This window comes from Sphingomonas sp. FUKUSWIS1, from assembly GCF_000733135.1.
GTDB lineage: Bacteria > Pseudomonadota > Alphaproteobacteria > Sphingomonadales > Sphingomonadaceae > Sphingomonas > Sphingomonas aerolata.
In genome coordinates, this window is record NZ_JPJC01000259.1 from 53748 (window position 1) to 55885 (window position 2138).

A 2138-nucleotide genomic window follows, 5' to 3' on the forward strand; every position below is an offset into this window, starting at 1 on the left:
AGCGAGCGGTGGGTCAGAGCAGGACGGGCTGTGCGTCGTCCGGCTCGTCACCGACCAGCCCCGACAGCGTCAGGCCGAGCAGCCGGACGCCCTGCGGGACCGGAAGCTGTGCCATCAGCAGGTCCAGTCCGGCGGTGACGAACGCAGCCTTGTCGACCACCGCGGCGCTCGACGAGCGGGCACGCGTGATCGTCCGGAAATCGGCATGACGCAGTTTGAGCGTGACCGTCCGCCCGCGCGTGTCGTGCCGCTCGATCCGCACCCACGCCGCATCGGCGACGCGGTGCAACGCCTCGCGCAGCGCCGCCGGGTCGCTCAGGTTGGTCTCGAACGTCCGCTCCGCCCCGACCGACTTGGCGGCACGGTTGACGCGCACCGGGCGGTGATCGATCCCGCGTGCTGCCCCGTAAAGATAGTCCGCATAGCTGCCGAAATGCGCCTGAAGGAACGCCAGCGGGCGTTCGAGCAGATCCGCGCCGGTCAGGATGCCGAGCTGTTCCATGCGCTTGGCGGTGACCGGGCCGACGCCGTGGAACCGCTTGACCGGCAATGACGCGACGAACGCAGCCCCGCGTTTCGGCGTGATGACGCAGATCCCGTCGGGCTTGTTCTGGTCCGACGCCAGCTTGGCGATGAACTTGTTGTAGCTGACCCCGGCGGAGGCGGTCAGCCCGGTATCGGCCTTGATCCGCGCACGGATCTCCTCGGCGATCGCCTGCGCCGATCCGACCCCGCGGATATCGGCGGTAACGTCGAGATACGCCTCGTCGAGCGACAGCGGTTCGACGAGCGGGGTGAAGTACGCGAAGATCGCGCGGATGTGGTCGGACACCGCACGGTACACGTCGAAGCGCGGCGGCACGAAGACGAGGTCGGGGCAGCGCCTGAGCGCGGTGACCGATGGCATCGCGCTGTGCACCCCGAAGGTCCGCGCCTCGTAGCTCGCGGCAGCGACCACCCCGCGCGCGCGCGAACCACCCACCGCGACCGGCCGTCCCTTCAATGTCGGGTCGTCGCGCTGTTCGACCGAGGCATAGAAGGCGTCCATGTCGACATGGATGATCTTGCGCTGCACCGGCGGCGGGGTAGGAGAAGCGGCCATCTGCACCGCAGATAGGTTCTGACGATGCGCGGAAACAGAGCGTCGTTACGGCGTTGAACGAATTCGGCCGGGCGCAAGCGGCGACGACAAGGGGACCTGGACGTGCGGATCGGAACCGAATGCTGGCGTATCGAACGCGCGGACCAGATGTCCGTGATCGTCGATGCGGAGGAATATTTCCGCCAGGCGCGCGTCGCCATGCTCAACGCCAAGCGGCGGATCATGCTGATCGGCTGGGATTTCGATGCGCGGATCCAGCTCGAACCCGGGGTCGACCGCCCCGGCGAACCGCCGACGCTCGGCGCCTTCATCCTGTGGCTGGTCGAACGCGAGCCCGAGCTCGAGATCTTCCTGCTCCGCTGGGATACCGGTGCGATCAAGTCGCTGTTCCGCGGCTCGACCCTGTTCACGATGATGAAGTGGATGCGGCATCCGCGCATCCATACCAAGCTCGACGGGCATCATCCGACCGCGGGGTCGCATCACCAGAAGATCGTCATCATCGACGATTGCCTCGCCTTTTGCGGCGGGATCGACATGACCGGCGACCGCTGGGACACGCGCGAGCATCGCCATGACGATGCGCGGCGGCGGCGTCCCTCGGGCCGTCCCTACAAGCCGTGGCACGACGCGATCAGCGCGGTCGCAGGCCCCGTCGCGACCGCATTGGGGCAGCTGTTCCGCGACCGCTGGGTGCTGGCAGGCGGCGTGCCGATCGCCGAGGCGAACCCTGGCGCGGCCTGCTGGCCCGACGAGCTCGGCGTGCATTTCCGCGATGTCGACGTCGCGATCGCGCGGACCGAACCCGAGATGGATGATCAGGTCCCGGTGCACGAGAGCGAGGCGCTGTTCCTCGCGCAGATCGCCGGGGCCAAGCGGCATCTCTATATCGAGAGCCAGTATTTCGCGTCGCGCAAGATCGCCGAGGCGGTCGCGCGCCGTCTCGACGAGGCGGACGGGCCCGAAATCGTGATCATCAACCCGGTGACTGCGCAGGGGTGGCTCGAGCCGATCGCGATGGACACCGCGCGCGCGC

At 68.1% G+C, this 2138-nt stretch carries 1 protein-coding gene and 1 pseudogene; one reads left to right on the plus strand and one right to left on the minus strand.

Annotation, left to right across the window (positions count from 1 at the left end):
- Nucleotides 1-13 precede the first annotated feature (13 nt).
- Nucleotides 14-1102: a DNA polymerase IV gene (dinB, locus tag sphsw_RS16935; protein ID WP_031441648.1), complete on the minus strand. Its 1089-nt coding sequence runs from the start codon at nucleotides 1100-1102 to the stop codon at nucleotides 14-16.
- A gap of 147 nt (nucleotides 1103-1249) precedes the next feature.
- Between dinB and sphsw_RS19050 the strand changes: the two are divergent.
- Nucleotides 1250-2138: pseudogene (locus tag sphsw_RS19050) on the plus strand (phospholipase D-like domain-containing protein); the annotation flags it as partial.